Raw genomic sequence first — 23,271 nt, forward strand, 5'->3', positions numbered from 1 at the left:
CGACGCCCAAGGCTCACTCACGCCGTGTCCAGACCTGCGGATTGACCAGATTCGCCGGACGCCGACCGCCCAGGGCGGCCAGCAGGTTGTCCACCGCGCAGCGGGCCATGGCCTCGCGCGTCTCGCGGGTCGCCGAGCCCAGGTGTGGTGTCGGCACCACGTTGGGCAGCTGCAACAGGGGCGAATCCGGCGCCACGGGTTCGCGATCAAAGACGTCCAGTCCGGCGCCCCGCAGCCGGCCTTCCTGCAAGGCGGCGATCAGGGCGGCTTCGTCGATGACCGGGCCACGCGAGACATTGATCAGGATGGCATGGGCCGGCAACCGGGCCAGTTCGGCGGCGCCCAGCAGGTGATGGGTCTCGTCGCTCAGGGGCACGGTGACGCAGAGGAAGTCGCACTCCGCCAGCAGCTCGGGCAGCGGCAGGAAGCGGGCGCCGAAGCGCTCGTCCACCTCGGGCTTGGCGGCGTGGGCGGTGTAGTTGACCTGCATGCCAAAGCCTAGGTAGGCGCGGCGGGCGATGGCCTGGCCGATGCGGCCCATGCCCACCAGGCCCAGGGTCTTGCCATGGACGTCGCAACCGAAATGCGCCTCGCCCAGACTGGCCTGCCACTGGCCGGCGCGGACCCAGTCCGCCAGTTCGACGATGCGCCGCGCGGTGGCGAGCAGCAGGGCGAAGGCGGCATCGGCGACGCTTTCGGTGAGCACATCCGGGGTGTTGCAGAGCAGGATGCCGCGCTGTTCCAGATAGGACAGGTCATAGCTGTCGAAGCCGACCGAGACGCTGGCGATGGCCTCCAGCCGGGGGGCCAGGTCCAGCAATTCGGGCGTCAGCTTGAAACTGGAACCGAGCAGGCCCTGGGCCTCGGGCAGGCGTTCGCGCAGCCGGGCTTCGCCGCCCGGCGCCTTGACATCGACGTATTCCAGGTCGAAGGCTTCTTCCAGTCGCGCGGTCAGCGCCGGCGACAGGGCCTTGTAGTGGATCACCTTCTTTTTCATGGACAGCGTTTCCTCTAGTGACTGGTGGCGGTCTTGAGCGCCGCGGCGCGGGTGACCGGTTCCTGGCGCAACAGCAGGGTCAGGACCACGGCCACCAGCAGGGCGCCGCCCATGAAGCCGAAGGACGCACCGGGACCGCCGGTCACGCCATTGAGATAGCCCACCAGGTAGGAACCGGCAAAGGAGCCCAGGGCGCCCATGCTGTTGATCAGTGCCATGGCGCCGCCGGCGACGTTGCCGGGCAGGATCTCCGGAACGATGGCGAAGAAGGGGCCGTAGGGCGCGTACATGCAGGCACCGGCGACCACCAGCAGGGCATAGGACCACCAGAAGTGCTGGGTGCCGAGGGCAAAGGAGCCGAGGAAGGCCAGGGCGGCGATCAACAGTGGCGGCCAGACGAACAGCTTGCGATTCTGCATGCGGTCCGAGGCCCAGGACACCCCGAGCATGGCCAGTACGGCAGCCAGGTAGGGCAGCGAAGACAGCCAGCCGGCCTGGACGATGTCCAGGTGGGCGCCCTGGCGCAGGATCGACGGCAGCCAGATGACGAAGCCATAGACGCCGATGCTCCAGCAGAAGTACTGCAGCGACAGCAGGATGACCTTGGGCGAGCGGAAGGCTTCGGCGTAGTTCTTGACCGGCTTCATGCCCTGTTGCTCGGCCTTCAGCGCCTCCTCCAGGCGCGCCTTTTCGTCAGCGGCGAGCCACTTGGCATCCTTGGGTCGCTCGGCGGCCAGACGCCACCAGATAAAGGCCCAGATCACCGCCGGCAGACCTTCGATGATGAACATCCAGCGCCAGTCCAGGGCGTGGATCAGATAGCCCGAGACCACCGACATCCAGAGGATGGTCACCGGATTGCCAAGGATCAGGAAGGTGTTGGCCCGCGAACGCTCGCGCTTGGTGAACCAGTGGCAGAGATAGACCAGCATCGCCGGCATCACCGCCGCCTCGACTACTCCGAGCAGGAAGCGGATGGCGATGAGCAGGGTGACGTTGGGCACCAAGCCGGTGAGGGTGGCCAGGCCACCCCAGGCGATCAGGCTCCAGAAGATCAGCCGCTTGACGCTGCGCTTCTCGGCGTAGATGGCGCCGGGCACCTGGAAGAAGAAGTAGCCGAGAAAGAACAGCGCACCGAGCAGCGAAGACATCGCCGGGGTGATGCCCAGGTCGTCGGCCATGCCGGAGGCGGCGGCGAAGCCGTAGTTGGCCCGGTCGAGATAGGCCAGACTGTAGGTGATGAAGACCACCGGCATCAGATACCACCAGCGGCGTGGAGCGAGAGAAGAAGCGTTCATGGGGTCACCTGCTTGATTGTTCTTGTCAGGGGGTTGGCGTCGATCAGGGGAGTTCGTGGCGGTAGGGCAATCCTTCCATGTCGCCGACCACCTGTACGGCGCGGGCGCCGATCCAGTTGCCACGGGCGACGGCCGCGGCGACATCGAGGCCGTCGAGCAGGGCGCTGACGAAGCCGGTGGCGAAGCCATCGCCGGCACCGACGGTGTCGACCACCTCGGCCACCGGTACGCCGGGGATCTCGCCCTCGGCCTCGGGCGTGCGCCAGTAGCCGCCCTCGGGGCCGAGCTTGATGGCCACGGCCTTGGCGCCGCGGTCGAGGTAGAAGGCGGCGATGTCCGCCGGGGTGTCGTAGCCGGTCAGCAGGCGACCCTCGGCCAGGCCGGGCAGCACCCAGTCGGCCAGGGCGGCGAGGTCATTGAGCTCGCGGCGCATCCGGTCTTCGCTGTCCCACAGCGAAGGTCGCAGATTGGGATCGAAGGAGATGCTGCGGCCGGCGTCGCGCATGGCTTCCAGTAGATGGCGGCTGAAGGCGCGGGCGCTGGACGACAGCGCGGGTGGAATACCGGTGGCGTGCAGATGACGGGCCTGCAGGAGACTGGGGTCGAAGTCTTCCTCGATGTTGAGGTGGCTGGCCGCCGAACCGCGGCGGAAGTACTCGACCACCGGATCGCTGCCATCGGTGGCGCGAGACTTGAGCTGGAAGCCGGTAGGGTGCCGGGGATCGACGGTGAGCCGGTGGCAGTCCAGCCCTTCGGCTTCGAGACTGGCGCGCACGAAGCGGCCAAAGGAGTCATCGCCCACTCGCGACAGCCAGGCGACCTTGAAACCCAGGCGACTCAGGCCGATGGCCACGTTGTTGTCGGCGCCGGCGATGCGTTTGCCGAACTGGCCAACCGTGGCCAGCTCGCCCGGCGTCTCGGCGACGAACATGGTCATGGTTTCGCCAAAGGCGAGGATGTCGATGTCAGCCATGGCGGCGCTCCTCCCGGGCCTGCCCATCCAGGGTGCGCAGCGCCGCTACCTGGCGGCGGGTCTCGGCCAGCAGATCCGTTCCCATCAGCGGAAATTCGATGGCGCGGCGCAGGGCGCTGGGGAAGTGCGCCAGCAGGCCTTGCCAGGCCAGCAGGTCGGCGGCTTCCGGCGGCACGGCGTGCAGGCCACCGGCCCGCCGGCGCACGGCCTTGCAATGCAGGTAGCGGACGTCGGGGCCGAGCAGGCGAGCGGCCTGCAAGGGATCTTCGTCCTGCCAGCGCCAGTTGCCGACGTCGAAGGTCAGACCTACCGGCAGCTGGATTGCCCGGACCGCCTGGATGAAGGCGCGCAGCGGCTCGACCCGCCCGCCCTGGGCGGTCTGGTCGTTTTCCACCAGCAGCTGCGGACCGTCGCCGGTCAGCAGGCTGGCGAGCGGCGCCAGATCGATCGCCGTACGGTAGTGCCCGAGCGACACCTTGAGCGTATCGGCGCCCAGCAGGCGGGCCTCGGCGAGGGCCGAGGGCAGACGCGGCGAGAGGGCCGCGCCGGCTTCGGGCCAGAGTTCGAGGGGGACCGAATAGACACAGCCCAGACCAGCCGCCTGGATGGCGGCGCCCAGGGCGGCGAAATCGGGCGCATCGGTGAAGAGTTCGGCGCGGATTTCCACATGGGTGGCGCCCGCGGCGGCGATCAGGTCGAGCCAGGCGGCCTGACCCTGGGTACGGACCCCGTCGGCGCCAAAGGCCGAGGTGGTGATGGCGATCTCCAGTGGCATTGTTGTTCTCCTGAAACCGGTTTCAACAAAAGACGAGCAAAAGGGCGAAAGGTGCCGCTAGGTTCGGACGCGAGTCGACTGACGGATGCGCAGTTCCGCGCCGAAGGTCTGCTGCACCGGTGCGCTGCGATCCCCGTCAATACGCCGCTGCAACCGCTCGAAGGCGGCTATGCCCAGGGCATGGGTCGGCTGGGCGAGGGCGCTGATGCCGCCACCCACCAAGGGAAACCAGTCGAGGTCGTCGAGGGCCAGCAGGCCGAGGCGCTCGAACAGGGGCTCGCCCAGGGCCTGCAGCGCCAGGGTCGTCGCCAGGGTCGCCACGCCATTGGCGGTGAGCAGCGCCTTGGGACCGGGCCCGGGGCTGGCGAGAAAGGTGGCCAGCGCCCGCTGCAGCGCCAGGGCATCGTCGGCCTGGGCGCAATGCCCGCCACGACCGCCGGGGTATTCGGCCAGGGCCGCGTCGAAGGCCGTCAGCCGCTCGCGGCGGGAGCTGGTGCCGTCCAGGGGTTCGCTGACCAGCAGCAGGTCGCGATACCCCTGACGCTGCAGGTGGGCCACGCCGTCGGCGATGGCCTGGTGGTTGTCGAGGCCGACCAGATCGGCCTCGACGCCCGGCAGTTCGCGATCCAGCAGCACCAGCGGCAGGCGACTGCCCAGGTGGTGCAGGTCGGCGGCGTGCTGGCCAAAGGTGTTCACGATCAGGCCTTCGATGCTGTAGGACTGCAGCGCGGCCAGTTGCTGGCGCTCCTGGCGAGCGTCCTGGTCGGTGTTGCAGATCAGCAGCGAATAGCCCTGCTGGCGGCAGGCGGTTTCCACGCCATGCATCACCGCGGTGGAATAGGGATTGAGCAGATCGGCCACCAGCATGCCGATCAGGCGGCTGCGACCGCGCTTGAGGCCACGGGCCATCTGGTTGGGCTGGAAGTCGAGGGCGACCACGGCCTGCTCGATGCGCGCGGCCAGGGAGTCGGACAGCAGGCGGCGATCGCCACTGATATAGCGGGACACGCTGGCCTTGGACACGCCGGCGGCAGTGGCCACTTCGGCGATGGTCGCACGGGTGGCGCGCGGACCGGGGAGAAAGACATCGTTCATGGCGTACCGCTGTTAGGATTTTGTAGGTGCCTGAAACCGGTTTCAGTAAATCTTTTCCCACGCGGGCCGGCAAGCCGGTCTAAGGTGCAGGCCGACCAGTGGTCGCCGCAGGCAGGCGCTTGCCGCGGTCACCTTTTATGTTCCCCTTTGCACAGGAAGGTCTCGATGGACTCCCTCGACAGTCTCGCCCGGCAGCTGGGTGAGGCACTACAGGCCGCTGGCGCCCAGGTTACCACCGCCGAATCCTGCACCGGTGGCGGCATCGCCGAGGCGATCACCCGCGTTGCCGGCAGTTCGGCCTGGTTCGAGGCCGGCTTCGTCACCTATTCCAATCGCCAGAAGACCCTGCAGCTGGACGTGCCCGAGGTCCTGTTCGATCAGGTCGGCGCGGTCAGCGAAGAGGTGGTCACGGCCATGGCGCTGGGTGCGCAGCAGCGCGCCGGTGCGCGCTTCGCGGTCGCGGTGAGCGGTATCGCCGGGCCGGGTGGCGCGGTGCCGGGCAAGCCGGTCGGTACCGTCTGGCTGGCCTGGCGCGACGGCGAAAAGTTGCACACCGAACGGCAGGTCTTTGCCGGCGATCGCGCTGCCGTTCGCCAGCAGACCCAGGTCCGCGCGCTGCAGGTTTTATTGACCTTTCTGGCCAAGGAAAAAGGCCCTCAGGTGTAGCAACCGGAGGGCGACTATGGTTTAATACTGTTCACTTATACAGGTATCCACGGCCGTCTGGCCCTTCTTTCTCCGAGAGGAATCTAATGGACGACAACAAAAAGCGTGCCCTGGCCGCGGCCTTGGGACAGATTGAAAAGCAATTCGGCAAGGGCACCGTGATGCGCATGGGCGATCACGAGCGCCAGGCCATTCCGGCGATCTCCACCGGTTCCCTGGGCCTGGACATCGCCCTCGGCATCGGTGGTCTGCCCAAGGGCCGGATCGTCGAAATCTACGGTCCCGAGTCTTCGGGCAAGACCACCCTGACCCTGTCGGTCATCGCCCAGGCTCAGAAGCAGGGCGCCACCTGCGCCTTCGTCGACGCCGAGCACGCGCTGGATCCGGACTACGCCGGCAAGCTGGGCGTCAATGTCGACGACCTGCTGGTGTCCCAGCCGGATACCGGCGAGCAGGCCTTGGAAATCACCGACATGCTGGTGCGCTCCAATGCGGTCGACGTCATCATCGTCGACTCCGTGGCCGCCCTGGTGCCGAAGGCCGAGATCGAAGGCGAGATGGGTGACATGCACGTGGGTCTGCAGGCGCGCCTGATGTCCCAGGCGCTGCGCAAGATCACCGGCAACATCAAGAACGCCAACTGCCTGGTCATCTTCATCAACCAGATCCGCATGAAGATCGGCGTGATGTTCGGCAACCCCGAGACCACCACCGGCGGTAACGCCCTGAAGTTCTATTCGTCGGTCCGTCTGGACATCCGTCGCATCGGCGCGGTGAAGGAAGGCGACGAGGTGATCGGCAGCGAAACCCGCGTCAAGGTGGTCAAGAACAAGGTGGCACCGCCGTTCCGCCAGGCCGAGTTCCAGATCCTCTATGGCAAGGGTATCTACCTGAACGGCGAGATCATCGATCTGGGCGTGCAGCTGGGTCTGATCGAGAAGTCGGGTGCCTGGTACAGCTACCAGGGCAGCAAGATCGGCCAGGGCAAGGGTAACGCTGCCAAGTTCCTCGAAGACAATCCCGAGATCAAGGGCGCCGTCGACAAGGCGATCCGCGAGAAGCTGCTGAGCCAGCCGACCAATCAGAAGGCCGAAGTGGCTGTTGAAGAAGGCGCTGACGTCGATCTTTGATCGCCTGCCAGTGCTCCAGACGACCCCCGCCCCGTGCGGGGGTTTTCGCATGAGGAGGATCACCCTTGGGCAATCCGCTGGATACCACCGCTGCCATCCGTTTCGCCGCCATGGATCTGCTGGCGCGTCGCGAGCATGGCCGTGAAGAGCTGTCGCGCAAGCTGCGTCGGCGCGGGGCCGAGGAGGAGCTGCTCGGTCCGGTGCTGGATCGCCTGGCCGAGGATGGCCTGCTCGACGAAAGCCGCTATCTGGAGAGCTACATCGCCAGCCGTGCCCGTTCCGGTTACGGGCCCATGCGCATCCGCGAGGAACTGGGCCAGCGTGGCCTGAAAAGAGAGCAGGTGGAGATGGCCCTGCGCGAAGCGGATGTGGACTGGCAGGCGCAGCTGGAAGAGGTATGGCGCCGGAAGTTCGGCACGCCACCGGCCGACGCCAAGGAGCGCGCCAAGCAGGGGCGTTTCCTGGCCTACCGGGGCTATGCCATGGACGGGATCAACCGGGTGCTGAGCCGGCGGTAGTGGCTTGTGGCTTGTGGCTTGTGCTGTTGGGCTTCGCTGCGCTCAACCCAACCTACGAGAGCAGCTGGGGTAGGTTGGGTTGAGACGGCCCCCTCGTCGAAGCCCAACATCAGGTCCAGTGCCGGGGAACGTCGGGCTTCGCTGCGCTCAACCCAACCTACGAAAGCAGCTGGGGTAGGTTGGGTTGAGACGGCCCCATCGTCGAAGCCCAACATCAGGTCCGGTGCCGGAAAACGTTGGGCTTCGCTGCGCTCAACCCAACCTACGAGAGCAGCTGGGGTAGGTTGGGTTGAGACGGCCCCATCGTCGAAGCCCAACATCAGGTCCGGTGCCGGGGAACGTCGGGCTTCGCTGCGCTCAACCCAACCTGAGAGCAGCCAGCGTAGGTTGGGTTGAGACAGCCCATCGTCGAAGCCCAACATCAGGTCCGGTGACGGGGAGCGTTGGGCGTCGCTGCGCTCAACACGACCTACAAGGGCAGCCGGGGTCTGGTGCGCCAACCTAGGTGGATGCCCAATGCTCCGGCCGATTGAGCTCGTCCACCAGTTCGCGCAGGCGGCCATAGTGGCGGCCGTGGAAGTCGAAGGCGAGGCGCGTCAGGTGGGCGAATTCCGCTTCGTCGGGTTGGCCTTCGCCCGGGGCCAGTTGGGTAAAGCCCGGGGTACGGCAGAGGTCGCCGAAAGCCGTGGCCAGGTGTTCAAGGCAGGCCGGTGTAATGGCGTGCTTGAGGCGGATATGGAACAGGCCGTCACGTCGGCGGGTGGAGTGGTAGTTGCCGTAGAAGTGCTCGATCTCGGCGGCAGCGGCTTCCGGTGAACGTACCAGCCTGACCAGCTTGAGATCGGCGGGCAGGATGTAGCCTTCCTCCAGCAGATTGCGCTGCAAATAGGCCAGGGTGTCGTCCCAGAAGTGGCCATCGGGGGTGTCGAGCAACACCAGCGGTACCAGCGGACTCTTGCCGGTCTGGATCAGGGTGAGCACCTCGAAGGTCTCGTCCAGGGTGCCGAAGCCGCCGGGGCAGAGCACCAGGGCATCCGCCTCCTTGAGAAAGAACAGCTTGCGTACATAGAAGAAGTGGAAGGACAGCAGGTGATCCGTGCCCTCGATGGTCGGATTGGCCCGCTGTTCAAAGGGCAGGGTGATGTTGAAGCCCAGGCTGGCCTCGGGCCCGGCGCCCTCGTGGGCCGCGCCCATGATGCCGGCGCCACCGCCGGTGATGACCATCATGTCGCGGCGGGCCAGGGCGCTGCCCAGTTCGCGGGCGAGGGCATAGAGGCCATGATCGATGCGGGTCCGCGCCGAGCCGAACACCGTGACCTTGCGCCGCCGGCGGAAGCGCTCCAGGGTGCGGAAGGCCTGCTCCAGCTCCTTGAGGGTCTGCAGCATGATCTTGGCGTCCCAGCGTGCCGGATTGGTCTGCGCCATGCGCACCACCGTCACCAGCATCTCGCGATAGAGGCCCAGGTTGGGGCTGCCGCCCGGCAGGGCGTGCTCCAGCAATTCGTCGATGCGCTGACCCAGGTCGGCGGCGCTGGGCTCCACGTGGCGGGCCAGGTAGCTGTCGTCGCTGTCCTCGGTCATGGCCGCGGTCTCCGCTTACTTGCCCAGGCCGCAGTCGGCTGCCTGGAAGCGCTCGACCATGACCGGCTTGTTGGTCTGGTATTCGGTGAAGTCATAGACCAGGGTGGCGCCGCGGGCCAGCAACTGGCGATAGCCGTTGTTCTGGCAGACGCTCTCGGCGAGCTGCACCCGCACCGTGGCCGGATTCTCGCGCATGCGGGCGGCATGGGCCGGGCGGACGCTGAGGTTGTTGATCAGCTGCTTGCCCTGCACGGTGTAGCCGCGGTCGAGGATGTCTTCGTTGATGGCGCGGGGCGTGCCCTGGCTGCTCTCGGTGGCGACCTTGCGCAGCATCTGATTGAGCTCGTGGTCCTTGAGCGACTCGGCCGCCTGGACGGTGAAGGGCAGGGCGAGGGTCAGGGCGAGCAAAGCAAAACGAGGCATCGTGTTCTCCAGCGTAGAGGAGCCCGTTTCGACCGTGGTCGCGGGCGGGGGTTCGCAAGGCGTCTGCGCAGGGTAACCTGCCTGGCCGCCACGGGCATCCCGATCGCTCTGGTAAACTGCGCTTTTGCCCGCGAGCCCGGCATGACCACGATCAGCGACACCCCTCTGCATGCCGTGGCCCGTCTGCGCCAGGAGCGCCTGGCGCGCAGCATCAAGCCCTTCATCGCCCGTGGCTCGCGCATGGCGCGCTGCCCGAATTGCCGCCTGGCCCCCAGCCACTGCCTCTGCGACCTGCGTCCCCTGCGCCAGACCCACGCCGGCATGTGCCTGCTGATGCACGACGTCGAGCCGCTTAAGCCGAGCAACACCGGTTGGCTGATCGCCGACGTGGTGGCCGATACCCATGCCTTCGGCTGGAGTCGCACGGCGGTGGATCCAGCGCTGCCGGCACTGCTCGCGCAGCCGGAATGGCAACCGCTGCTGGTGTTTCCCGGTGAGTACGCCGCGCCCGAGCGGGTGGTCGAGAGCCTGCCGCTGGCACCCGGTCAGCGCCCGCTGTTCGTGCTGCTGGATGCCACCTGGACCGAGGCGCGCAAGATGTTTCGCAAGAGTCCCTATCTGGACCGCCTGCCGGTGCTGAGCTTCCAGCCCAATGCCCTGTCGCGCTATCGCCTGCGGCGCTCGACCCGGGGCGAGCACCTGTGCACCGCCGAGGTCGCCGCCCTGTGCCTGGAGCTGGCCGGCGAGGCACCGGCCGGTCGATTGCTGGAGGCCTATCTGGATGTCTTCAGCGAACGCTACCTGGATGCCAAGCATCACCTGCCGCTGGCGGCGGACAGCCCGGCCAGCCTGCAACTCAAGGCCCTGCGGAGTTAGTTGACCGGCTTGATCTCCACCGGCGCCTGGCGCGGCCAGAGCTGGGCCGCGAGCATGCCGGCGAACATCAGGCCGCAGCCTAGGTAGCCACGCCCGCTGAGGGCCTCGCCCAGCAGCCAGGCACCGAAGAAGGCGGCGAACACCGCCTCCAGGGAAAAGATCACCGCCGCATGGGAGGCGATGGCGCCGCGCTGGGCGAACACCTGCAGGGTGTAGCCGATGCCGGCGGCGATCACGCCGCCATAGAGCAGCTCGGGCAGGGCCAGGACGATCCCGGTCGACTGGATCGGCTCGAAGGCCAGCGCCAGCGCCAGGCTGAGCACGGCGCAGACGCCGAATTGCAGGATCGACAGCACCGTGGCGTCGTGGCGACTGGAATAGTGACCCACCAGCAGGACATGAATCCCCCAGGCCAGGGCGCCGGCCAGTTGCAGCAGATCGCCCGAGGCCACGTGGAAGTTGTCGCCGATGCTCAGCAGCCCCATGCCGACCACCGCCAGGCTGGCGCCGATCCAGGTGCCCAGGTGGCTGCGCTGGCCGAGCAGCAGCCCCAGCAGCGGCACCACGATGACATAGAGACCGGTGATGAAGCCGGAATTGGTCACGCTGGTGAACAGCAGGCCGACCTGCTGCAGGTTGATGCCCAGGGTCAGCACCAGGCCCATCAGCAGGCCGCCCTTGAAGGTGTCGCGGGTCAGGCGCTGCTGGCGGCCGCGGCGGCGCAGGAACAACAGCAGCGGCAGCAGGGTGAGGGCGCCCAGGGCGAATCTCAGGCCGGTATAGAGAAAGGGGCCGATGTGCTCCATGCCGCCGGTCTGGGCGACGAAGGCGCTGCCCCAGATGAGGGCGGTGAGCAGCATGAGCAGATCGGCACGCAGGGCGGTGCTGGGCATGGGACGTCTCTTGGGCAAAACGGCAACTGTGCCGCAAACCGCAGGGCCTTGCCTACCGTCGGCGGTCCGCCCGGCCTTGCCCCCGTCCGCGCCGTTCGGCATGCTTGCGTGCAGCCCGCGCGCCAGCTAACTGGTCGACGTGGGCGCTCACGACAACAAGGAAAGCTACACCATGGCGGCTGCCTACCAGATACTGATCGCCGACGATCATCCGCTGTTTCGCAGCGCGCTGCAGCAGGCCCTGACCCTGGGCCTGGGCGCCCAGGCACGGCTCACCGAGGTGGCCGACATCGCCGAGCTCCAGGCCTGCCTGGCCGAGCGCACCGACTGGGATCTGGTCCTGCTCGATCTCAACATGCCCGGCGCCTATGGCTTTTCCGGCCTGGTCCTCCTGCGGGGTCAGTTCCCCCAGGTGCCGGTGGTGATGATCTCGGCCCAGGAAGAACCGGCGGTGGTGCAGCGTGCCCGTGAATTCGGCGCCAGTGGCTTCATTCCCAAGTCCAGCGATCTGAGCACCCTGCAGCAGGCGGTCAGTCAGGTGCTGGATGGCGATACCTGGTGGCCGCCCCAGGTAGAAGGCGCCGCCGCCCTGAGCGAGGAAGCCAAGGCCGCCAGCGCCGGGCTCGCCAGTCTCACCCCACAGCAATTCCGGGTGCTGACCATGCTCTGCGAAGGCCTGCTCAACAAGCAGATCGCCTTCGAGCTCAATGTTTCCGAGGCCACGGTCAAGGCCCATGCCACGGCCATCTTCCGCAAGCTCGGCGTCCGCACCCGCACCCAGGCGGCGCTGCTGCTGCAGCAACTGGAGAGCACCTCCAGCTGACCCCGGCGCTATCGGCGCCCGCGCCGGGCGCGACCGTCGACTTTCACTTTCTGGCAGCTGCCGTCCACCCGGATCGGCGGTTCGCCCCTGCTGGATGGAGCTTTCGGTGATCTCTCCCTACAAAGGCAAGACCGGTCTGCGCCGGGTCATCAATGCCACCGGCTATTCCCTGGCCGGCCTGCGCACGGCCTTTCGCCAGGAAGCGGCCTTTCGTTCGCTGGTGATGCTCAATGTGGTGCTGGTGCCCCTGGCCTTCTGGCTGGACGTCAGTCGCGGCGAGCGGGCGCTGCTGGTGGCGGTCTGCCTGCTGTCGCTGGTGGTCGAACTGTTCAACGCCGCCATCGAGGCGGTGGTGGACCGCATTTCCCTGGACTGGCACGAACTGTCGAAGAACGCCAAGGATCTGGGCAGCGCTGCGCAGTTCGTGGCCATGATCATCATCGCCGTGGTCTGGGGCATCGTCCTGCTCGGTTGAGCAGGACCCCGGTCAGAGGGTAGCGCCCAGGGTGGCACCCGCCGTGGTGTCGTCCGCGGCCAGGCCCTGTTCCAGCATGCTGGGCTGGGCCGAGTGGATGACCTTGTGGATGAAGTGCAGCTTGGCGATCACCGGGGCGGGCAGGGCGAAGGGATAGAAGTCCGGCTGGCCCATGCTGCGGGACAGCTCGTTGAGCATGGCCGCCAATTCGATCCAGGCATTGGCGAAACCGAGGAATTCGTCGTCGCTGCGATCCTCGGCCTCGTACAGCGCCTCGCGGGTGAAAGGCTGGAAGTCCAGGTGCAGGCTGCCGGCGTTCATGCCCAGGCTGGCGGCGGTGGCCAGGGTGTCCATCATGTGCAGGTAGTGCGCCCAGGTCTCCGCCCAGTCCTCCCAGGGATGCATGGTGGCGTAGGCGCTGACGTACTGGCTTTCCCAGCCTGTCGGTGCGCCCTGCTCGTAGTGGCGCTGGAGGGCCTGGCCATAGTCGGCGCGTTCGTCACCGAACAGGGCGCGGAAGGGGGCTTCCCAATCGGTGCCGGCGACCAGGCGATCGAAGTAGTAGTGCCCGACCTCGTGGCGGAAGTGCCCGAGCAGGGTGCGATAGGGTTCGTGCATGTCGGCACGGACCTTTTCCCGGTGGGCATCGTCCGCTTCGAGGATGTTCAGGGTGATGAGGCCATTGGCGTGCCCGGTGGTGGGGGTGCCGGTGGCATCGGGGGCGAGGAAGTCGAAGGCGAGTCCGTGCTCGGCATCCACGGTCTGGGGGATCACCTGTAGCCCCAGGCCCAGCAACTGGGCGACCAGTTGCCGCTTGGCCAGCTCAAGCTTGCGCCAGCGCTCGCCGTTGCCCTCGAAGGACAGGTCCGGGATGGTGTGATTGAGCTGGCAGGCCACGCAGAAGTTTTCTCCCGAGTCGGCCGGTACCAGCCAGTTGCAGGCGGCGGGCATGTCCAGGTTGGCGCAGCGGCGATAGAGTGCGCTGGTCGCCTCGGGCAGTTGCCAGAGGCCGCCTTCGCCTGGCAGCAGCGCCGTCGGCGTGCCCTGGTCCGGGGCGTAGCCCAGGGCGTTGCCGCAGGCCAGGCACTCGCTGTTGGGAAAGAAGATGGACTGGCCGCAGGTGCAGTTGGCGACCTTGCGCTGGACGGGCAGGGCGCGCAGGGCATTGCGCTGCTGACGATTCGAGCTGTAGCTTCCGAGAAAATTGCGCATGGGGCTGATACCTGGCGAGAGCGGCCGCGTCGGACGCCGGCGGAGCGCCGGCGTCTTGCTAGCGGATTAGTAGAGCGGCTCGACCCTGGAGTTCCGGGTTGTTCGTCGCCTGGGACGGCCGGCGAGGGCTCTGGGATCGGCTCCTGCACCGGATGGCGCGCCACAGGCAGCGGCGGCCAGCGTTAGCGGTGGCGCATCCCGACGCACATCACTACCCTAGGTTACCGGTCGCGACCGGCGCGTGCGTTCTGGCGTGCCCGTCGAGGCGACCTCTCCGAACCTGCTCGCGTACCCTGTCAGCCGTCTTCCGACCATGCCCCCGAACGCTTCCCGCAATGCCAGTGACATGACCGGCAGCTACCACGAACTCTGGAGTCCGCGGGGCGGCGTGCGGCCGCCATGGCGCCGCTTCTACGGCCATCTGGCCGGACTGCGACCCGCGCAGCTCGATCAGCGCCAGGCGTTGATCGCCCGGCAGATCCAGGAAAACGGCGTGACCTACAACGTCTATGCCGATCCCAAGGGCAGCGACCGGCCCTGGGCGCTGGACCTGCTGCCGCAACTGATCTCGGCGGAGGAGTGGGCACCCCTGGCGGCGGGCGTGGCGCAGCGGGCCCGCCTGCTGAACCGGGTACTGGGCGATCTCTATGGCGAGCAGCGCCTGCTGCACGAGCGGCTGCTGCCGCCGGAGCTGGTGTTCGGTCACAACAACTTTCTCTGGGCCTGCCAGGGGTTGCGCCCGCCGGGCGATACCTGGCTGCACGTCTATGCGGTGGATCTGGCGCGCGCGCCCGATGGCCGCTGGTGGGTGCTGGCCGATCGCACCCAGGCGCCCTCCGGCGCCGGCTATGCCCTGGAGAACCGCCACATCGTGGCGCGGGCCTTTCCCGAGTTGCACCGCGATCTGCAGGTCCAGCCACTCACTGGCTACTTCCAGGCCCTGCAGCGTACCCTGAGCACCGGCCTGGACACCGGCGAGGAGGCACCGCTGGCGGTGCTGCTGACGCCGGGACGCTACAACGAGACCTACTTCGAGCACCTCTACCAGGCCCGGCAACTGGGCTTTCCGCTGGTGGAAGGCCAGGACCTCACGGTGCGCGACGCCTGCCTCTACCTGAAGACCCTGAGCGGGCTGAGGCGCGTCCACGCGGTGTTCCGCCGGCTGGACGACGACTTCTGCGATCCGCTGGAATTGCGTACCGATTCGGCGCTGGGCGTACCCGGCCTGCTGGAAGCGGTGCGCCAGGGCAACGTCATCATGGCCAATGCCCTGGGCAGCGGCCTGCTGGAGTCGCCCGGTCTGCTGGGCTTTCTGCCCGGCGTCTGCCAGGCGCTGCTGGGCGAGACCCTGGCGCTGCCCTCCGTCGCCACCTGGTGGTGCGGCGAGACGCCGGTGCGGGAAGCGGCCCTGGCGCGGCTGGCGGAGCTGGTGATCAAGCCGGCCTATCCGGCCCAGGGCTTCGAGCCGGTGTTCGGCAAGGCGCTGGATGCCGAGGGACTGGCCGAATTGCGCGCGCGCATCCTGGCCACGCCCCATGCCTATGTGGCCCAGGAGCGCATCCAGCTGTCCCAGGCGCCGGTCTGGCAGGGCGGCAGTCTGCAGTCGCGCGCCATCGGCATGCGCGTCTATGCGGTGGCCAGCGAAGACGGCTACTGGGTGATGCCCGGCGGCCTGACCCGGGTCGCCCACGAGGGCGCCGCGGTGGTGTCCATGCAGCGCGGCGGGTCGAGCAAGGACACCTGGGTGCTGGGCGGCAGCCGCGGCGCCGCCGAGGTGCCCGGGGCGCGGGTGCTGGGGGTGCGCGACCTGGTGCGCAAGGACCCCTTCCTGCCCTCGCGCACGGCCGAGAATCTGTTCTGGTACGGTCGCTACAGCGAGCGCTGCGAAGATGCCGCGCGCCTGCTGCGAATCGTCCTGAGTCGCTACCTCGACGCCGACGACGGCGGGCCGGCGGTGCAGTCGGCCATCGATCTGGCCACGGCCCTGGAATTGCTGCCGGCGGGCGACCGGCTGGCGGAGCAACTGCGCGCGGCCCTGGGGCCGGGTGACTTTCCCAGCGGCCTGGGCGCCAATCTGCAGCGGCTGCACTGGGCCGCGGCCCAGGTGCGTGGACGACTGTCGCCGGAGAACTGGCGCGCCATTCGCGAGGTGGAGCGCGAGGCCCATGGCCTGGGCCAGGTCGGCAGCGAGCCGGGCGAGGCGCTGCAGAGTCTCAACCGCCTGGTGATGGCGCTGGCGGCGGTGGCCGGCTTCACCTTCGACGACATGACCCACGACGAGAGCTGGCGCTTCCTGATGATCGGCCGGCGCATCGAGCGGGTGCAATTCCTCGCCGGCAGCCTGGCGCACTTTCTCGAAGGCGGGGCCACCTGGGACGCGGCCGGCCTGGAATGGCTGCTGGAGCTGGGCAACAGCATCATCACCTATCGTTCGCGCTACCAGGCGGCGCCCCAGCTGATCCCGGTGCTGGACCTGCTCATGCTGCACGAGCACAACCCCTATTCGATCCGCTTCCAGCTGCATGCGCTGATCAACGCCGTGGAGCACCTGGAACGCTACTACGGCCTGCCCCGCGATCCGGCACTGCACGACGCCTACGATCGCCTGCGCCGCTTCGACCTCGCGACCCTGGAGAGCACCCTGTTCGGCGATGCCGGTCGGGTCGAGGTGCAGCAAGGCGTGGCGCGGCTGCTGCGACAGATCGCCGAGGCCAGCAGCCAGCTGTCCGAGCGGGTCATCTATCGCTGCTTCGCCCATGTCGACGCCGTCAGTCAGCGCACGGTATCCATGTGATGAATCGGGTCCGCTATCGCATCCAGCACGACACCCACTATCGCTACGCGGCGCCGGTGTCGCTGTCGCAGCAGTTGCTGCATCTGTTGCCGCGCGACTGTGGCTGGCAGCGCTGCCTGTCCCGGCAACTAGTGATCCTGCCGCAGCCGACCCAGCGCCAGGACGCCTGGGACGCCTTCGGCAATCCGCTGACGCGATTGTCCTTCGAGCGGCCCCACGACGAACTCTATGTCGGTACCGAGCTGGAGGTGGAGGTGGATTCCCGCGCCGGTCTCAGGCTGGCGGATTCGCCCGCCTGGGAGGGGGTCCGTGACGGCCTGCGCTATCCCGCCGCCCGGGTGTCGCTGGACGTCCATCACTTCCGCTTCGAATCCCCGGCAGTGCCGCTGGACGGCATCTTCGCCCGTTTCGCCGAGGACTGTTTTCCACCGGGTCGGCCCCTATTGTCGGGCTGTAGCGCGCTGATGGAAAAGATCCACCGCGAATTCCGCTTCGACGCCACCGCCACCCAGGTGGCGACGCCGCTGCGCGAGGTGCTGGAGCACCGCCATGGCGTCTGCCAGGACTTCGCCCACCTGATGCTGGCCTGCCTGCGCGCCCTGGGGCTGGTGGCGCGCTATGTCAGTGGCTATCTGCTGACCCGTCCGCCACCCGGCAAGCCGCGGCTGATCGGCGCCGATGCTTCCCACGCCTGGGTCAGCGTGCATTGCCCGCGGCTGGGCTGGGTCGACTTCGATCCCACCAACGACGTCCTGCCGGACCTGGAACACATCACCCTGGCCTGGGGCCGCGACTTCACCGACGTCTCGCCGCTGCGCGGGGTGATCCTCGGCGGCGGCGACCACGATCCGGTGGTCGAGGTGACGGTGACACCGCTGTAGCGTGTTTGGCTTGGCAGGAATTCCAGCTATGGAACACCTACCTACAGCGCCGTAGCGTGGAAAACGGCGCAGCCTTTTCCACTGGGACTTCGTGACGAGGGCGCCCTCACCCCAACCCTCTCCCGAGGGGAGAGGGGATTGTCCGAGCAGGTGTTCAGCTCTACCAGCCCTGACAAGATCGCGATCGGCTGTCGCGCCCGCTTATAGACGCGGCACTGATAGTGGCGATCTTCAAGATGGCGCCATAGGTGCGGTCAGCCTTTGGGTTGTAGCAACAGGCGACTCGCTTCTACGTCTCCGCAGATTCCTTATTGTCTATACAAAATGAGTGTCGTCTTTACCCGCAACTGAGCTTCCGTTGTCTCGCTATCGTCGTTCCTCCAGCATCGAAGCTAAGGAGCAGCTCCACTGCTTGACGATTGATCGGCTCTGGATTAAATGTATATACATTAACCGGGGAGGTCACCATGTCCGTCGCTACCCAACCGCTGCTCTGGCGCCACGTCACCCTGTTCGATGGCCTCCAGACCCGGCCCACGCCCATGGCCGTGCGGGTGGACGCTGGCCGCATCGTCGGGCTCTGGCCGGAAACCGACTTCGACCCCGCGCTGGGCGAGGGGGTCGAGCTGGCCGGGGAGGGCGGGGTGCTGACGCCCGGCCTGGTGGATTGCCATACCCACCTGGTCCATGCCGGCCAGCGCGCCGGGGAATTCGAGCAGCGGCTGGAAGGCGCCAGCTACGCCGAGATCGCCCGCGCCGGTGGTGGCATCCTCGGCACGGTGCGCGCCACCCGGGCGGCCAGCGAGGCGGAACTCTTCGCCTTGAGCTTGCCGCGCTTGCAGGCCCTGGCCGAAGAGGGTGTCACCACCGTCGAGATCAAGTCCGGCTACGGCCTGACGGTGGCGGACGAACTCAAGCTGCTGCGCGTCGCGCGCCGGTTGGGCGAGGCGCTACCGGTCCGGGTGATCACCACGCTGCTGGGCGCCCATGCCGTGCCGCCGGAATTCCAGGGCGATGCCGACGGCTACGTCGACCTGGTCTGCCAGGCGATGATTCCGGCCGCGGTGGCCGAAGGGCTGGCCGATGCGGTGGACGTCTTCTGCGAGGGGATCGCCTTTTCGCCGGCCCAGTGCGAGCGGGTCTTCCAGGCGGCACGGGCGCACGGTCTGCCGATCAAGGCCCATGCCGAGCAGCTGTCCAACCTTGGCGGCAGCGCCCTGGCCGCACGGCTGGGAGCCTTGTCGGCGGACCATGTTGAGTATCTCGACGAAGCCGGGGTACGCGCCCTGGCCGCCGCCGGTACCGTCGCCGTGCTGCTGCCTGGCGCCTTCCTGATGCTGGGCGAGACTCAACATCCACCGGTCGAACTGCTGCGTCGCCACGGGGTGCCCATGGCGCTGGCCAGTGACGCCAATCCCGGCACCTCGCCGCTCTATCTGCCCACCCTGATCGCGCACCTGGGCTGCACCCTGTTTCGCCTCACGCCCCGCGAGGCCCTGGCCGGCATGACCGCCCACGCCGCCCAGGCTCTGGGGCGACCGGAGTTGGGTCGTATCCAGGTGGGTGCCCCGGCGGATCTCTGCCTGTGGGACGTCGATCAGCCGGCGGAGCTGGCCTATGAGGTGCGTCCGGGGCGCTTGCGGCAGCGCATCTTCGCCGGGGAGGTGCAGCATGTTCGCTGATCGCCAGACCCTGGAACTCTGGACCGGCCGGACCGATCCTGAAGCCGACGCCCTGCGCTGGCACCAGTGCATCCAGCCGCTGGCCGCAGGCAGCGCGCCGGGTATGGCGCTGCTGGGTTTCGCCTGTGACGAGGGGGTGCGGCGCAATCAGGGTCGCACCGGCGCTGCCGAGGGGCCCGTCGCGCTGCGGCGCGCCCTGGCCAATGTCGCCTGGCAACGTCAGGGTCCGGCTTATGACGCCGGTGATATCCGCTGCGCCGACGGTGATCTGGAAGGCGCCCAGCAGCGCCTGGCCGAGGGCGTGTGCCTCTTGCTGGATGCCGGTCACCTGCCGCTGGTGCTGGGAGGCGGTCATGAGGTGGCCTGGGCCAGTTGGTCGGGCCTGGCGCTGCACCTGGCCAAGACCCTGCCCAAGCCGCGCATTGGCATCGTCAATTTCGACGCCCACCTGGATCTGCGCGATCCGACTCGGGGAGCTACCTCCGGTACGCCCTTCGCCCAGATCGCCGCTCACTGTGCCCACCACGACTGGCCCTTTCGCTATGCCTGCCTGGGCCTGAGCCTGGCGGCCAATACCCGCACGCTGCTCAGGCGTGCCGCCGAGCTGGACGTGCTGATCCGCGAAGACCATGAAATCCGCGAAGGCAGCCTGGAGCGGATCGGCGCCGAGCTGGACGCCTTCGCCGCCGGGTGCGACGCCCTCTATCTCACCTTCGACCTGGACGTACTGCCCGCGGGCGAGGCGCCCGGGGTCAGCGCGCCTGCCGCTCATGGCGTGAGCCTCGCGCTGCTGGAACCCCTGATCCGCCGGCTCAAGGCCAGCGGCAAGTTGCGCCTGGCCGACGTGGCCGAACTCAATCCCGCGCTCGACCAGGACGGCCGCACGGCCCGGGTCGCGGCGCGGCTGATCCATACCCTGGCACTGGACCTCCAGGGCCTGTCGCGAACAACAAGAGAGGAAGATCCCCATGACCCGCTTTCGTGAAGGTGAGATCCGCGCCCCCCGCGGCACCCAGCTCAATGCCAGGAGCTGGCTGACCGAGGCGCCGCTGCGCATGCTGATGAACAATCTCGATCCCGCGGTCGCGGAAAATCCCGAGGAGCTGGTGGTCTATGGCGGCATCGGCCGGGCGGCGCGCGATTGGGAAAGCTACGACCGCATCGTCGCCACCCTCAAGGAACTGGGCGACGACGAGACCCTGCTGGTGCAGTCGGGCAAGCCGGTCGGGGTCTTCAAGACCCACGCCGACGCCCCGCGGGTGCTGATCGCCAACTCCAACCTGGTACCGCACTGGGCCAGCTGGGAGCACTTCAACGAACTGGATGCCAAGGGCCTGGCCATGTACGGCCAGATGACCGCCGGCAGCTGGATCTACATCGGTAGCCAGGGCATCGTCCAGGGTACCTACGAGACCTTTGTCGAGGCCGGGCGTCAGCACTACCAGGGTGACCTGCGCGGCCGCTGGGTGCTCACCGCCGGTCTCGGCGGCATGGGCGGTGCCCAGCCCCTGGCCGCGACCCTGGCCGGCGCCTGTTCGCTGAACATCGAGTGCCAGCAGAGCCGTATCGACTTCCGCCTCAAGACCCGCTATGTGGACGAACAGGCCAGCGACCTGGACGACGCCCTGGCGCGCATCGCCCGGCACACCGCCGCCGGTGCCGCGGTCTCCGTCGCCCTGCTGGGCAACGCCGCCGAGATCCTGCCCGAACTGGTCCGCCGCGGCGTGCGCCCGGATATGGTCACCGACCAGACCAGCGCCCACGACCCCCTCAACGGCTATCTGCCGATCGGCTGGACCTGGGCCGAATACCGGGATCGCGCAGCCACCGATCCGGCTGGCGTGGTCCAGGCTGCCAAGCAGTCCATGGCCGTGCACGTCCAAGCCATGCTCGACTTCCAGAAGAGCGGCGTCCCGACCTTCGACTACGGCAACAACATCCGTCAGATGGCCCAGGAAGCCGGCGTCGCCGATGCCTTCGCCTTCCCGGGCTTCGTCCCGGCCTATATCCGCCCGCTGTTCTGCCGCGGCATCGGCCCCTTCCGCTGGGCCGCGCTGTCGGGCGACCCCGAAGATATCCATCGCACCGACGCCAAGGTCAAGGAACTGATCCCCGACGATGCCCACCTGCACCGCTGGCTGGACATGGCTCGCGAGCGCATCGCCTTCCAGGGCTTGCCGGCACGCATCTGCTGGGTCGGCCTGGGCCAGCGGGCCAAGCTGGGCCTGGCCTTCAACGAGATGGTGCGCAGCGGCGAACTCAAGGCGCCCATCGTCATCGGTCGCGACCACCTGGACTCCGGCTCGGTGGCCAGCCCCAACCGCGAGACCGAAGCCATGCAGGACGGCTCCGATGCCGTCTCCGACTGGCCGCTGCTCAATGCCCTGCTCAATACCGCCAGTGGCGCCACCTGGGTCTCGCTGCACCACGGTGGCGGGGTGGGGATGGGCTTCTCCCAGCACTCCGGCATGGTCATCGTCTGCGACGGCACCGACGCCGCCGCGGCCCGTATCGCCCGGGTCCTGCACAACGACCCGGCCACCGGGGTGATGCGCCACGCCGACGCCGGCTATGACATCGCCATCGACTGCGCCCGCGAGCAGGGCCTGAAGCTGCCCATGATTGGCAAAGGAGTCTGATCGATGCACACCCTGACCCTCAAACCCGGCACTCTCGACCTGGCCCAGCTGCGCCAGGCCTATCAGCAGCCACTGCGCGTCGAGCTGGATCCGGCGGCCTACCCGGCCATCGATGCCAGCGTGGCCTGCGTGGAAAACATCCTGGCCGAAGGCCGGACCGCCTATGGCATCAACACCGGGTTCGGGCTGCTGGCCTCGACGCGGATCGCGCCGGCGGACCTGGAAAAGCTGCAGCGCTCCCTGGTCCTGTCCCATGCCGCCGGGGTGGGCGAGGCGCTGGACGACGACCTGGTGCGGCTGATCATGCTGCTCAAGGTCAACAGCCTGGCCCGTGGCTTTTCCGCCATCCGCCGCCAGGTCATCGAGGCCCTGATCGGCCTGATCAATGCCGAGGTCTATCCGCACATTCCGCTCAAGGGCTCGGTGGGCGCCTCGGGGGATCTGGCGCCGCTGGCGCACCTGTCGCTGGTGCTGATCGGCGAGAGCAAGGCGCGCTACCGGGGCCAGTGGCTGCCGGCCCGCGAGGCGCTGGCGGTGGCGGGTCTCGAACCCATAACCCTGGCCGCCAAGGAGGGCCTGGCGCTGCTCAATGGCACCCAGGTGTCCACCGCCTATGCCTTGCGCGGGCTGTTCGAAGGCGAAGACCTGTTCGCCGCGGCCACGGTCTGCGGCGGCCTGAGCGTCGAGGCCATGCTCGGCTCCCGGGCGCCCTTCGATGCGCGCATCCATGCCGCGCGGGGCCAGCGCGGCCAGATCGACGTGGCTGCGGCCTATCGCGAGCTGCTCACTGACAGCAGCGAGGTCTCCCGCTCACATGCCAACTGCGACAAGGTCCAGGATCCCTATTCGCTGCGCTGCCAGCCCCAGGTGATGGGTGCCTGCCTGACCCAGTTGCGCCAGGCCGCCGAGGTCCTGGAGGTCGAAGCCAACGCGGTATCCGACAACCCGCTGGTATTCGCTGAGGAGGGCGACGTCATCTCCGGCGGCAACTTCCACGCCGAGCCGGTGGCCATGGCCGCCGACAACCTGGCCCTGGCGCTGGCCGAGATCGGTGCCCTGTCGGAGCGGCGCACCTCGCTGATGATGGACCGGCACATGTCCCAGCTGCCGCCCTTCCTGGTGGAGAACGGCGGGGTCAATTCCGGCTTCATGATCGCCCAGGTCACCGCCGCGGCCCTGGCCAGCGACAACAAGGCGCTGGCCCATCCGGCCAGCGTCGACAGCCTGCCCACCTCGGCCAACCAGGAAGACCACGTATCCATGGCGCCCAACGCCGGCAAGCGACTGTGGGCCATGGCCGAGAACGTGCGCGGCATCCTCGCCATCGAGTGGCTGGGCGCCTGCCAGGGCCTGGATTTCCGTCACGGCCTGAAGAGTTCGGAACGACTGGAAAGGGCGCGCAGCCTGCTGCGCGAGCAGGTGCCCTACTACCAGGAAGACCGCTTCTTCGCCCCCGACATCGAGGCCGCCAGCGCACTGCTGGCCAGCGGCTGCCTGAACGCGCTGGTCACGCCGCGGCTGCTGCCCAGTCTCTGAGACG

Annotated in this window: 21 protein-coding genes; 12 read left to right on the plus strand and 9 right to left on the minus strand. The window is 67.9% G+C overall.

Annotation, left to right across the window (positions count from 1 at the left end):
* Positions 1–13: 13 nt before the first annotated feature.
* From PVZ77_RS25690 to PVZ77_RS25710, 5 genes are read right to left on the minus strand one after another with little or no spacing between them, the layout of a single operon-like run.
* The gene (locus tag PVZ77_RS25690) at positions 14–997 is read right to left on the minus strand and encodes an NAD(P)-dependent oxidoreductase (protein ID WP_273808828.1); all 984 of its coding nucleotides are present in this window, start codon (positions 995–997) and stop codon (positions 14–16) included.
* Positions 998–1,011: 14 nt separating this feature from the next.
* The gene (locus PVZ77_RS25695; protein ID WP_273808829.1) at positions 1,012–2,295 is read right to left on the minus strand and encodes an MFS transporter; all 1,284 of its coding nucleotides are present in this window, start codon (positions 2,293–2,295) and stop codon (positions 1,012–1,014) included.
* Between the two features lie 43 nt (positions 2,296–2,338).
* Positions 2,339–3,268 carry a sugar kinase gene (locus tag PVZ77_RS25700; RefSeq protein WP_273808830.1) on the minus strand — a complete coding sequence of 310 codons (930 nt, stop codon included), beginning with the start codon at positions 3,266–3,268 and terminating at the stop codon, positions 2,339–2,341.
* Complete coding sequence (locus PVZ77_RS25705) at positions 3,261–4,043, minus strand: sugar phosphate isomerase/epimerase family protein (protein ID WP_273808831.1); 783 nt, start codon at positions 4,041–4,043, stop codon at positions 3,261–3,263. The genes PVZ77_RS25700 and PVZ77_RS25705 overlap by 8 nt, the downstream gene beginning before the upstream one ends.
* Positions 4,044–4,100: 57 nt before the next feature.
* Positions 4,101–5,138 (minus strand): LacI family DNA-binding transcriptional regulator, encoded by a 1,038-nt coding sequence (locus PVZ77_RS25710; RefSeq protein WP_273808832.1) that lies wholly within the window; start codon positions 5,136–5,138, stop codon positions 4,101–4,103.
* 165 nt (positions 5,139–5,303) lie between these two features.
* Between PVZ77_RS25710 and PVZ77_RS25715 the strand changes: the two genes are divergently transcribed.
* The 3 genes from PVZ77_RS25715 (at position 5,304) to recX (ending at position 7,452) form a co-directional block, all read left to right on the plus strand.
* Positions 5,304–5,804 (plus strand): CinA family protein, encoded by a 501-nt coding sequence (locus tag PVZ77_RS25715; RefSeq protein ID WP_273808833.1) that lies wholly within the window; start codon positions 5,304–5,306, stop codon positions 5,802–5,804.
* Between the two features lie 86 nt (positions 5,805–5,890).
* Positions 5,891–6,934: a recombinase RecA gene (recA, locus tag PVZ77_RS25720; protein ID WP_273808834.1), complete on the plus strand. Its 1,044-nt coding sequence runs from the start codon at positions 5,891–5,893 to the stop codon at positions 6,932–6,934.
* A gap of 65 nt (positions 6,935–6,999) precedes the next feature.
* Positions 7,000–7,452, plus strand: coding sequence for a recombination regulator RecX (gene recX / locus PVZ77_RS25725; protein ID WP_158895966.1), 453 nt, complete (start codon positions 7,000–7,002; stop codon positions 7,450–7,452).
* A gap of 501 nt (positions 7,453–7,953) precedes the next feature.
* On the opposite strand, the gene PVZ77_RS25730 is transcribed toward recX, so the two are convergent.
* Both PVZ77_RS25730 and PVZ77_RS25735 read right to left on the minus strand, forming a co-directional pair.
* Positions 7,954–9,033, minus strand: coding sequence for a TIGR00730 family Rossman fold protein (locus tag PVZ77_RS25730; protein ID WP_273808835.1), 1,080 nt, complete (start codon positions 9,031–9,033; stop codon positions 7,954–7,956).
* Between the two features lie 15 nt (positions 9,034–9,048).
* Entirely contained in the window at positions 9,049–9,456 is a 408-nt protein-coding gene (locus PVZ77_RS25735) for a quorum-sensing-regulated virulence factor family protein (RefSeq protein WP_027597050.1), read from the minus strand.
* A 141-nt stretch (positions 9,457–9,597) separates the two neighbouring features.
* Here PVZ77_RS25735 and PVZ77_RS25740 point away from each other — a divergent pair, with 141 nt between their 5' ends.
* A complete protein-coding gene (locus tag PVZ77_RS25740) occupies positions 9,598–10,332 on the plus strand; it encodes a tRNA-uridine aminocarboxypropyltransferase (protein WP_273808836.1) in 735 nt (244 codons plus the stop codon).
* Here the strand turns inward: PVZ77_RS25740 and PVZ77_RS25745 are convergent.
* Positions 10,329–11,225 (minus strand): DMT family transporter, encoded by an 897-nt coding sequence (locus PVZ77_RS25745; protein ID WP_273808837.1) that lies wholly within the window; start codon positions 11,223–11,225, stop codon positions 10,329–10,331. The two genes, PVZ77_RS25740 and PVZ77_RS25745, sit on opposite strands and share 4 nt — an antisense overlap.
* Positions 11,226–11,397: 172 nt before the next feature.
* On the opposite strand from PVZ77_RS25745, the gene erdR reads away from it, so the two are divergent.
* Together erdR and PVZ77_RS25755 are read left to right on the plus strand one after the other, a co-directional pair.
* On the plus strand, positions 11,398–12,048 hold the full coding sequence (gene erdR, locus PVZ77_RS25750) for a response regulator transcription factor ErdR (protein WP_273808838.1): 651 nt from the start codon (positions 11,398–11,400) through the stop codon (positions 12,046–12,048).
* A 94-nt stretch (positions 12,049–12,142) separates the two neighbouring features.
* A complete protein-coding gene (locus PVZ77_RS25755) occupies positions 12,143–12,523 on the plus strand; it encodes a diacylglycerol kinase (protein ID WP_178083871.1) in 381 nt (126 codons plus the stop codon).
* Between the two features lie 12 nt (positions 12,524–12,535).
* Here the strand turns inward: PVZ77_RS25755 and PVZ77_RS25760 are convergent, their stop codons facing one another.
* Positions 12,536–13,735, minus strand: a complete 1,200-nt coding sequence (locus PVZ77_RS25760) for a zinc-binding metallopeptidase family protein (protein WP_273808839.1) — start codon at positions 13,733–13,735, stop codon at positions 12,536–12,538.
* Between the two features lie 313 nt (positions 13,736–14,048).
* Here PVZ77_RS25760 and PVZ77_RS25765 point away from each other — a divergent pair, with 313 nt between their 5' ends.
* The 6 genes from PVZ77_RS25765 (at position 14,049) to hutH (ending at position 23,267) form a co-directional block, all read left to right on the plus strand.
* Complete coding sequence (locus tag PVZ77_RS25765) at positions 14,049–16,529, plus strand: circularly permuted type 2 ATP-grasp protein (protein WP_273808840.1); 2,481 nt, start codon at positions 14,049–14,051, stop codon at positions 16,527–16,529.
* A complete protein-coding gene (locus tag PVZ77_RS25770) occupies positions 16,529–17,410 on the plus strand; it encodes a transglutaminase family protein (RefSeq protein WP_273808841.1) in 882 nt (293 codons plus the stop codon). The genes PVZ77_RS25765 and PVZ77_RS25770 overlap by 1 nt, the downstream gene beginning before the upstream one ends.
* Positions 17,411–17,877: 467 nt before the next feature.
* Positions 17,878–19,092, plus strand: a complete 1,215-nt coding sequence (gene hutI, locus PVZ77_RS25775) for an imidazolonepropionase (protein ID WP_273808842.1) — start codon at positions 17,878–17,880, stop codon at positions 19,090–19,092.
* On the plus strand, positions 19,082–20,077 hold the full coding sequence (hutG, locus tag PVZ77_RS25780; RefSeq protein WP_273808843.1) for a formimidoylglutamase: 996 nt from the start codon (positions 19,082–19,084) through the stop codon (positions 20,075–20,077). The genes hutI and hutG overlap by 11 nt, the downstream gene beginning before the upstream one ends.
* Positions 20,061–21,731, plus strand: a complete 1,671-nt coding sequence (gene hutU, locus PVZ77_RS25785) for a urocanate hydratase (protein ID WP_273808844.1) — start codon at positions 20,061–20,063, stop codon at positions 21,729–21,731. The genes hutG and hutU overlap by 17 nt, the downstream gene beginning before the upstream one ends.
* A gap of 3 nt (positions 21,732–21,734) precedes the next feature.
* Positions 21,735–23,267, plus strand: coding sequence for a histidine ammonia-lyase (gene hutH, locus PVZ77_RS25790; RefSeq protein ID WP_273808845.1), 1,533 nt, complete (start codon positions 21,735–21,737; stop codon positions 23,265–23,267).
* Positions 23,268–23,271: the final 4 nt, after the last annotated feature.

This window comes from Pseudomonas sp. SHLD1 (genome assembly GCF_028640935.1).
Taxonomy (GTDB): domain Bacteria; phylum Pseudomonadota; class Gammaproteobacteria; order Pseudomonadales; family Pseudomonadaceae; genus Chryseomonas; species Chryseomonas aestiva.

What these genes read in the sequence shown, in the direction of transcription:
- PVZ77_RS25690 (WP_273808828.1), bottom strand. Translation starts at nt 997, where the DNA reads ATGAAAAAGAAGGTGATCCACTACAAGGCCCTGTCGCCGGCGCTGACC.
- PVZ77_RS25695 (WP_273808829.1), bottom strand. Translation starts at nt 2,295, where the DNA reads ATGAACGCTTCTTCTCTCGCTCCACGCCGCTGGTGGTATCTGATGCCG.
- PVZ77_RS25700 (WP_273808830.1), bottom strand. Translation starts at nt 3,268, where the DNA reads ATGGCTGACATCGACATCCTCGCCTTTGGCGAAACCATGACCATGTTC.
- PVZ77_RS25705 (WP_273808831.1), bottom strand. Translation starts at nt 4,043, where the DNA reads ATGCCACTGGAGATCGCCATCACCACCTCGGCCTTTGGCGCCGACGGG.
- PVZ77_RS25710 (WP_273808832.1), bottom strand. Translation starts at nt 5,138, where the DNA reads ATGAACGATGTCTTTCTCCCCGGTCCGCGCGCCACCCGTGCGACCATC.
- PVZ77_RS25715 (WP_273808833.1), top strand. Translation starts at nt 5,304, where the DNA reads ATGGACTCCCTCGACAGTCTCGCCCGGCAGCTGGGTGAGGCACTACAG.
- recA (WP_273808834.1), top strand. Translation starts at nt 5,891, where the DNA reads ATGGACGACAACAAAAAGCGTGCCCTGGCCGCGGCCTTGGGACAGATT.
- PVZ77_RS25730 (WP_273808835.1), bottom strand. Translation starts at nt 9,033, where the DNA reads ATGACCGAGGACAGCGACGACAGCTACCTGGCCCGCCACGTGGAGCCC.
- PVZ77_RS25735 (WP_027597050.1), bottom strand. Translation starts at nt 9,456, where the DNA reads ATGCCTCGTTTTGCTTTGCTCGCCCTGACCCTCGCCCTGCCCTTCACC.
- PVZ77_RS25740 (WP_273808836.1), top strand. Translation starts at nt 9,598, where the DNA reads ATGACCACGATCAGCGACACCCCTCTGCATGCCGTGGCCCGTCTGCGC.
- PVZ77_RS25745 (WP_273808837.1), bottom strand. Translation starts at nt 11,225, where the DNA reads ATGCCCAGCACCGCCCTGCGTGCCGATCTGCTCATGCTGCTCACCGCC.
- erdR (WP_273808838.1), top strand. Translation starts at nt 11,398, where the DNA reads ATGGCGGCTGCCTACCAGATACTGATCGCCGACGATCATCCGCTGTTT.
- PVZ77_RS25755 (WP_178083871.1), top strand. Translation starts at nt 12,143, where the DNA reads ATGGAGCTTTCGGTGATCTCTCCCTACAAAGGCAAGACCGGTCTGCGC.
- PVZ77_RS25760 (WP_273808839.1), bottom strand. Translation starts at nt 13,735, where the DNA reads ATGCGCAATTTTCTCGGAAGCTACAGCTCGAATCGTCAGCAGCGCAAT.
- PVZ77_RS25765 (WP_273808840.1), top strand. Translation starts at nt 14,049, where the DNA reads ATGCCCCCGAACGCTTCCCGCAATGCCAGTGACATGACCGGCAGCTAC.
- PVZ77_RS25770 (WP_273808841.1), top strand. Translation starts at nt 16,529, where the DNA reads ATGAATCGGGTCCGCTATCGCATCCAGCACGACACCCACTATCGCTAC.
- hutI (WP_273808842.1), top strand. Translation starts at nt 17,878, where the DNA reads ATGTCCGTCGCTACCCAACCGCTGCTCTGGCGCCACGTCACCCTGTTC.
- hutG (WP_273808843.1), top strand. Translation starts at nt 19,082, where the DNA reads ATGTTCGCTGATCGCCAGACCCTGGAACTCTGGACCGGCCGGACCGAT.
- hutU (WP_273808844.1), top strand. Translation starts at nt 20,061, where the DNA reads ATGACCCGCTTTCGTGAAGGTGAGATCCGCGCCCCCCGCGGCACCCAG.
- hutH (WP_273808845.1), top strand. Translation starts at nt 21,735, where the DNA reads ATGCACACCCTGACCCTCAAACCCGGCACTCTCGACCTGGCCCAGCTG.